At 62.8% G+C, this 6,645-nt stretch carries 10 protein-coding genes and 1 pseudogene; 7 read left to right on the plus strand and 4 right to left on the minus strand.

From position 1 onward, the window contains the following. The first annotated feature begins 81 nt into the window (after positions 1-81). Together AC1DWI_RS15340 and msrA are read left to right on the plus strand one after the other, a co-directional pair. The gene (locus tag AC1DWI_RS15340; protein WP_477668048.1) at positions 82-360 is read left to right on the plus strand and encodes a hypothetical protein; all 279 of its coding nucleotides are present in this window, start codon (positions 82-84) and stop codon (positions 358-360) included. A 116-nt stretch (positions 361-476) separates the two neighbouring features. Continuing rightward, entirely contained in the window at positions 477-1,019 is a 543-nt protein-coding gene (gene msrA / locus AC1DWI_RS15345; protein WP_457279947.1) for a peptide-methionine (S)-S-oxide reductase MsrA, read from the plus strand. Positions 1,020-1,332: 313 nt separating this feature from the next. Here msrA and AC1DWI_RS15350 read toward each other — a convergent pair whose 3' ends face one another. Next, positions 1,333-2,316 (minus strand): M14 family metallopeptidase, encoded by a 984-nt coding sequence (locus tag AC1DWI_RS15350; protein ID WP_477668047.1) that lies wholly within the window; start codon positions 2,314-2,316, stop codon positions 1,333-1,335. A gap of 195 nt (positions 2,317-2,511) precedes the next feature. On the opposite strand from AC1DWI_RS15350, the gene AC1DWI_RS15355 reads away from it, so the two are divergent. From AC1DWI_RS15355 to AC1DWI_RS15365, 3 genes are all read left to right on the plus strand, one after another. Then, positions 2,512-2,970, plus strand: a complete 459-nt coding sequence (locus AC1DWI_RS15355) for a hypothetical protein (RefSeq protein WP_477668046.1) — start codon at positions 2,512-2,514, stop codon at positions 2,968-2,970. Between the two features lie 99 nt (positions 2,971-3,069). Then, positions 3,070-3,339: a hypothetical protein gene (locus AC1DWI_RS15360; RefSeq protein ID WP_477668045.1), complete on the plus strand. Its 270-nt coding sequence runs from the start codon at positions 3,070-3,072 to the stop codon at positions 3,337-3,339. An 85-nt stretch (positions 3,340-3,424) separates the two neighbouring features. Next, on the plus strand, positions 3,425-3,706 hold the full coding sequence (locus AC1DWI_RS15365; RefSeq protein WP_477725141.1) for a hypothetical protein: 282 nt from the start codon (positions 3,425-3,427) through the stop codon (positions 3,704-3,706). A 41-nt stretch (positions 3,707-3,747) separates the two neighbouring features. On the opposite strand, the gene AC1DWI_RS15370 is transcribed toward AC1DWI_RS15365, so the two are convergent. Further along, positions 3,748-4,143, minus strand: coding sequence for a metal ABC transporter solute-binding protein, Zn/Mn family (locus AC1DWI_RS15370; protein WP_477725142.1), 396 nt, complete (start codon positions 4,141-4,143; stop codon positions 3,748-3,750). On the opposite strand from AC1DWI_RS15370, the gene AC1DWI_RS15375 reads away from it, so the two are divergent. Continuing rightward, a complete protein-coding gene (locus AC1DWI_RS15375) occupies positions 4,134-4,352 on the plus strand; it encodes a hypothetical protein (RefSeq protein ID WP_477725143.1) in 219 nt (72 codons plus the stop codon). The genes AC1DWI_RS15370 and AC1DWI_RS15375 overlap by 10 nt on opposite strands. Before the next feature lie 21 nt (positions 4,353-4,373). Here the strand turns inward: AC1DWI_RS15375 and AC1DWI_RS15380 are convergent, their stop codons facing one another. Next, positions 4,374-5,276 (minus strand): metal ABC transporter permease, encoded by a 903-nt coding sequence (locus AC1DWI_RS15380; protein ID WP_477668043.1) that lies wholly within the window; start codon positions 5,274-5,276, stop codon positions 4,374-4,376. Further along, complete coding sequence (locus tag AC1DWI_RS15385) at positions 5,276-6,070, minus strand: metal ABC transporter ATP-binding protein (RefSeq protein WP_477668902.1); 795 nt, start codon at positions 6,068-6,070, stop codon at positions 5,276-5,278. Before AC1DWI_RS15385 ends, AC1DWI_RS15380 begins: the two co-directional genes overlap by 1 nt. A 327-nt stretch (positions 6,071-6,397) precedes the next feature. Here AC1DWI_RS15385 and AC1DWI_RS15390 point away from each other — a divergent pair. Beyond that, positions 6,398-6,645: pseudogene (locus AC1DWI_RS15390) on the plus strand (hypothetical protein); the annotation flags it as partial.

The raw sequence follows: 6,645 nt of genomic DNA on the forward strand, positions 1-6,645 counted from the left end.
CCGCTGGGGGCGTAAAGCTGTCACCATGGGGCAGTTCATAGTCTTCAGGAGAACGGCATCAACCCGTATATCTGGTGTTTGGTGGGTGCCCTTCTCGGCGGGGCCGCCTGCCTGCTCGCGGGCACCCGCGAAAAAATCCTCATCCTCGAAAGCCTCGGCGTCGGCATGTTCGGCGCTTTCATCGGCGGCGACTTCGTGGCCGCCCTGCTCAGCAAGGGCGCCACCAACGACAAGGTCTTCAGCATGGGCTCGCTCGGCCTGGCCGTGGCCGGCGGCCTTCTGGCGCTGGCCCTGCTGCGGTTGATGCGCCGTGCAGTCGGTCCCCAGCACGTCACCAAAGGCCCGCGCCGGCGCGACTGAACCGGACGCTTTCCAGTTCGCTTCAGGGGCAATGTGTGGGCCTCTCCGCGGGTCCGCGGGCCCCGGCGTAAGATTGCCGCTCCCCGTACGACCAACGGATTTCAGCGGAGATTTCCATGCCTTCTTCCCCCCAAACCATCACGCTCGGCGGCGGCTGCTTCTGGTGCACCGAGGCGGTGTATGTCAAGGTGCGCGGTGTTACCGACGTGGAGTCGGGTTACAGCAACGGCCAGGCCGCACGGCCCAGCTACGAAGAGGTCTGCACGGGCCGCACCGGCAGCAACGAGGTCGTCAAACTTACCTACGACCCGGCCGACATCACGCTGCGCGAGATCCTCGAAATTTTCTTCGTCATCCACGACCCGACGAGCCTGAACCGCCAGGGCAACGACGCCGGCACGCAATACCGCAGCGGCATCTATTACTCAACGCCTGAGCAGAAAGCGGAGATCGACGACTTCATCCGTCAGGTCAGCCAGGACAAAACCTTTGGCAAACCCATCGTCACCGAAGTGCTGCCGCTCGAAAACTACTGGCCCGCCGAGTCCTACCACCAGGACTATTTTGAGAACAACCCCAACCAGGGTTACTGCGCGTTCGTGGTCGGCCCCAAGGTCGACAAATTCCGCAAGACCTTTGCGTCGCGTGTGAAGGACTGAATGGGTTGGAGCGTGAGTGCTATTAGTTTGCTATCAAATAGATAGCTGATTGCGCTTGTCAGTATTGGTCTGATGCCGTTTTTAATGCTGAAAAACCATGTTTTCCGGCCGTTGGGGCTGTTTGAAATCATTTTTTCGGGTTTTCAAACGGGTTTTAGCCCGTTTTGAAGCAAAAAAGCCCTTCGTTTAGCCATCAAATTGGCCTGCAAGCCAATAGGGGCGAGCGCAAGCGGCTATTAAATAGATAGCAATGTCGGCGCCTTGCGGCAAGCCGTAGCCACCCCGCAACGGCGCTGGCCCGGCCCATCCGGGCTCAAGCCCGCCGCTGCGCGAAATAAAACCACTCCTGGCCCACTTCCCCCCGCGGATTCGGAAACACCACAAAGCCGTCCGCCGGCGCGGCAATAGGTGCGCCGCCATTGCGCGTGCCAATGGCCTCGCCGGCTTTCACGGCGTCGAAGCTGCGCCACTCGCGCGTGAAGGTGTCGCCGGCATGCTCGCGGTCCACCACGTCAACGAGCCGCAGGATTTCGCGCGCCATCGGCACCGGCGCGGGTTTCTGCGTAATCAGCCCCAGCAGGCCCAGCGTCTGCTGAATTGCATGCCGCGCCACCTGCACCGCCTGCGGGTCGTCATGCTGGCCGCACTCCAGCGTCACGCCGTAGCCGCCGCGTGAGCGCATGTATTCGGTCGTGCCTACGCCGTAGTTCGGGTCCGTCACCAATGTCTGCGCGCGGGCGCCCCCCGCAGCGCCCGCAGCCGTTGCCGCGCGCCGCTGCACGCCCCGGGCGTACGTCTCCAGCCAGCCTTCCACGATTCGGTGCGGCCCGGTGTGCAGCGCCAGTTGCATTTCTTCCGCGGCATGGTCAAAGGGCTCCAGCGCCCCCGTGTTGTTCTGCGGGCCGATCATCACAAACGGCGCACCGCCCGTGTGAAAAGAGTGCAGGTCCAGCAACACGTCATGCGCATCCAGCAGCGGGCACAGCACGTTCGCGATGCGGTCCTCAAAGTCCTGCGGAATTGCACTCGGCGCCATGTTGCGGTTGAGGTTGCGCTCACCCATGCGCTGCTTGAGCCGGTAGGCTAGCGGGTTGGTCACGGGCACAAAAGTCACGGTGCCGCGCTCAATGCCCAGCTTGCCGTTGTCGATTTCTTCCATCAGCTGTGTGATGGCGCGCGTGCCGCAGGTTTCATTGCCGTGTACGGCGCCGGTGACCAGCAGGCGCGGACCGGGGGCGAGGCCGTGGAAGGTGTGGCTGCGCAGGTGGGTAGGGTGGGGGCTAGGGGTGGAAGTCATGGGGTGTGCACCTCTGGGGGTGATAAACGTGGATGGCGTTGATGGCTTGGTTATACAGCGGTTTCGGCGGAGGCAAGAACGTTGTTCGCGCGAGTCCCTCATGCGTTTGGGGGATGGTGTTGTTTGGCTTCGAACCTATGATCGTGGGCAGTTGGCAACCATGCACCTGTCTTCAACCTTGTTGGAATCGCAAGCATGCGGCAAGCTTCGGTTTGCGGCTTAACTTCTAATAAAAGCGCTGGAAAGACCGTGATGCACATAGTTTTCTGGATTGGATGGATCGCATTGGGATACGCTGCCTGGTCCGCGTGGCTGCAACGCGCGTGCCCCCACGCAGGTTGCAGCTTCATCCTGGTGATGCCGCAACTGCTGGAGCTGATCGTGCCATTCATGGTTTGGGGAGCAGTTGGCGTGGCGGCATCCATTGGCATTAATCTGATGCGCGGCCGGCGCAGATCGCCAGCTGCAAGCAAGGTGGGGGTAGAACCTTCGCCACTGCCCGATGCGGTGCAAGCACCAGTGAGTGCTGAAGCGTTGATGCATGAGCTAGGCATCACATTCGATGGACGCCTGTATGGGTTTCGTGAGTACCGTTATGAAAAACTGGCGGATGCCATTGCCTATGCAAGACTTGCGGGGCGACGCGACGACTGATCCCAATCGGCGTCCGGTGGCAGAGTGCGGTTGGTCCGTCGTGCCTATGATGTCGGTGTTCGCACACTCTGAACATCTCATGTTCAATACGGAGGCAGCATGGACACCGATCTTGAAGGCTTGTCGCGTGAACAACTCATTGTGGAAGTCAAAAAACTCCGCCAGGGTATTCGCGAGCACCGCGACAGCACGGGCCACGAGTTGTGCTGGCATCATCCGGCGCTGTGGGCGCTGCTGCCGGAGAGAACCGACCCTGTGCCCGTCGTACCTGACTGGCCGCAGTTCTTTCGCGGCTGCATCCGCTACCGCCAGTCGCTGGATGAACAGTTGCCGGATGCGCCGCGAAGTAATGAACCCTATCGCGACTGAACACATTTGACTGTCGATATCCGCGTATTCGTGGCGCGCTGCAAACGGCCAGATTTTCGAGAGCAAAAAATGAGTGAGATTGGCAATGAACTTCACCGTTGATCGTTTGGTGTCATGGGTGCTGATCCCGCTTTTAGTGGCCCTGCCTCTGGCTTTTTTCATGTGCTACGGAGCGCTTGATCACAACCCGCAGGAAGAGTTCTGTGCTTATGTGGCCCGCGGCGTATCTGCAAATTATTCAGTCCAGGGCGAAAACTGCAACATCAAATGGGGTGCAACAGGTCTGTTGTTTGCGGTCTGGCTTTTTGCCCAGCTGGCGGTTTTGACGKTGGTGCGCTTGATGTTGTCAGCGTTTCGCAATGTTTGATGTCAGCGCGGTTTTCCTGATTCAGCCGTTTTATTTCCTGCTCAGTTCAGCCTGATTCCCGCCACCAGCTGCATCACGTTGTGCCGCATCAGCTTGAGGTAGGTGTCAGCTGGGCCACCAGCTTTTGACAGGGCGTCGACATACAGCGCGGGGCCGGGTGTCACACCCGCGTCCTTGCTCAGTTGGGCGAGCAGCTTGGGGTTGCTCATGTTTTCAAAAAACACGGCCTTGATCTTTTCGCGCTGGATCTGCCGGATCAGTTGGGCGACTTCTTTGGCGCTGGGTTCGGCTTCGGTGGAAATTCCTTGTGGCGCCAGGAAGCTGACCTGGTAGTGCGCGCCGAAATAACCGAAGGCGTCGTGTGAGGTGATGACCTTGCGTTTGGCGGCGGGGACGGCGCTGAGCTGCTCTTTGGCCCAGGTGTCGAGTGCCTGCAATTCCTTCCGACCAGCGTGGTGACGGCGACGCGGTCACCGCCGACCACACGGACGAGGTCGCCGAGGATGCTGAAGCTGGCGACCACAGGGATTTTGTCGGCGGCCATGCCGGCGGTGGCGGTGGCCAGCAGTGCGGCTCCGACCAGGGGTGTCAGCAGTTTGCGCGCCAGGTGTTTCATGAAAGTCATGGAAGGGCTCCGGGTTGGTAAAGAAAGGAAAGATGCGCAGCTTCAGGCGGTGCGGTGCGTGCGCGCGAACGTGCGCGGCAGCCAGCCGCCGGGTGCCAGCAGCAGCGAGGCAAAGTACAGCGCGCCGGCGCAGCCGATGATGGTCGGGCCCGAGGGTGTATCGAAGTGGTAAGACAGCAGCAGCCCGGCGTAGCCTGCCGCCATGGCCTGCGCGCCGGCGTTGGCGAGCTGCGCGGGCAGGGTGTCGTGCCACAAGCGCGCCGACACCGCGGGCAGCATCATCAGGCCGACGGCCATCAGCGTGCCCAGCGTCTGGAAGCCGGCCACGAGGTTGATGACGACCAGCATCAAAAAGCCTTGCTGCCAGGACCATTTGAAAGAGGCGCTGCGGCCCGTTGCAGCCAGGAACACCGGGTCAAAACTTTCGAGCACCAGGCCGCGGTAGGCAGCCGCCAGCGCGACCAGGCTGATGCTGGCCACGCCGGCCACCAGCAGCAGGCCCGGCGTGTCGACGCCCAGCGCGCTGCCGAACAGGATGTGCAGCAGGTCAAGCTGCGTGCCGTGGCCGGAAATGAGCGTCACGCCCAGCGCCAGCGCCACCAGGTAAACGGCAGCCAGGCTGGCGTCCTCTTTCAGCGTGGTGGCGCGGCTGATGAAGCCGGCCAGCGCGGCCACCAGCATGCCAGCGAGTACGCCGCCTGCGGCCATGGCCGTGAGCGACAGGCCGCACAGCATGAAACCGATAGCGACACCCGGCAATATGGCGTGGCTGAGCGCGTCGCCCAGCAGGCTCATGCGCCGCAAGGTCAGGAAAACGCCCAGTGGTGCGGCGCTGAGCGATAGCGCCAGCGTGGCCACCAGCGCGCGGCGCATGAAGGCGTATTCGGCGAACGGCGCAAACAAAACGGCCCAGGCGCCGTGAAAGGCGTGCAGTGCGGCTTCCATCACGCAGCAGCCTTGTGCAGCGCGGGCGCGTGCAATGCCGTTGGGGCGGCCAGTGCCTTGTCGTCAATGCGGCAGGCTTCGGCGCTTTCGTCCCATGCCTCGGCCATCGCGCGGGCGCGTGCCAGGTTGTCTTCTGTCATGACGTGTGCTGTGGGGCCCCAGGCGACGGCTTCGCGCGCCAGCAGCAGCGTTTGCGGAAAATGTGCCCGCACCTGGGCGTCGTCATGCAGCACGGCAATCACGGTGCGTCCCTGGCCATGCCACTGGCGAATCAATGCCAGCAGCGCGGCGGTGGTCTTGCTGTCTATTGCGTTAAAGGGCTCGTCCAGCAGGATCAGGCGGGCGTCCTGCACCAGCAGGCGGGCAAACAGCACGCGCTGGAACTGCCCGCTGGAGAGCGTGTCAATGGGCCGCGCTTCAAAACCTTCTAGGCCGACGGTGCGCAAGGCCGTGCCGACAGCCGCCCACTGCGCTTCACTGACTCCGCCCCACGCGCCCTGTGAAGGCCAGCAGCCGAGCAGCACGGCATCGCACACGTCCATCGGAAAGCTGCGGTCCAGCTCAGCCTGTTGCGGCAGGTAGGCGATGCGCGTGCGTGGCGTTGCCGTGGTGACCTGGCCGCCCGAGCGGGGCAGCAACCCCATGATGCTTTTGCACAGCGTGCTTTTGCCGGCGCCGTTGGGGCCGACCACAGCGGTCAGCGAACCCGCCGCGAAGTGACCGCTGACGTGGTGCAGCGCCGGATGCTGCCGGTAGCTGACGGTGAGGTTGTCCAGCGCGACCATGGCGCTCACCATGGTGCGATTTCCGCCGAAGCCCAGGCGACTGCCAGCCACAGCAGCGCCACGGCCGGCAACACCGCGAGCACCCGGCGCCAGGCCGGCCAGGCGAGGATGCTGCGGCGGCGCGGAGGCTGTGGGGGGAAGGGAGGAGGTGAAGCTGGCAAGGGAAGTCGTCTTTACAAACAGGCGGGCCGGGAAGTCATCAAAAGCCACTCGGTTGCGGTAATAATGCAACTGAATTGCTGTATAGTCTAATGCAACATTGTTGCGTTATGTGCGTGCGTTGTGAAAATACGCCGCGCGCTCTTTTGCCAAACTCTTTCTGAACGGCTTCATCCCATGGCATCCGTCCAACCTGTCAGGCGCTCCAGAACCGGCCCCGGCATCACCGCCGACGCAGACCCGATTGATGTGCTGCTGTCGGCCCACGGCCTGCGCCGCACCAGCGCGGCGCGCCTGGTGCTGGGCTGGCTGCTGGCCCACCCGGACACCAGCTACACGCACGCGCAGCTGCAGGCCGCGCTGGGCGGCGACGATGATGCCGGCGAAGGCGTGACACTGGACCGCGTCACGCTGTACCGGCTGAT

It is taken from the genome of Polaromonas sp. P3_C2 (assembly GCF_056402675.1).